This window comes from Bacillus sp. SIMBA_005, from assembly GCF_046535585.1.
GTDB classification, from domain to species: Bacteria; Bacillota; Bacilli; order Bacillales; family Bacillaceae; genus Bacillus; species Bacillus pumilus.
In genome coordinates this window covers 1-251 of record NZ_JAWRWI010000850.1, presented here as the reverse complement: position 1 = coordinate 251, position 251 = coordinate 1, and the positions used below count along the sequence as shown (strand labels likewise).

Annotated in this window: 1 protein-coding gene; it reads right to left on the bottom strand. The window is 37.8% G+C overall.

What is annotated here, in order from left to right; translation table 11 throughout:
• Positions 1 to 64: 64 nt before the first annotated feature.
• A partial coding sequence (locus SB660_RS22480; RefSeq protein ID WP_410584696.1) for a transcriptional regulator SplA domain-containing protein occupies positions 65 to 251 on the bottom strand: 187 nt, incomplete at its 5' end.

Sequence of the window (251 nt, the reverse complement as noted above, 5' to 3'; positions counted from 1 at the left end):
CGAGCGCATCAGGTTCAAAATAAACGAGCTGAGGTGTAAATGGTTTTCGCATCCTCTACCTCCATCAATGAAAATATTGATGATACGCTTGCTCCGCATCCATCTCACTTGAAAAAATAACAAAGTCATTCGTTAACGGATAGTAAGTTTCAAAAAGAAATAACGCCAATTCATTTGGATTTTCTGGATTATTAACAACTGCCGCTTCCTGTATATTTGCGACATCTTGAATATGTGGATTGCGGTAAAAG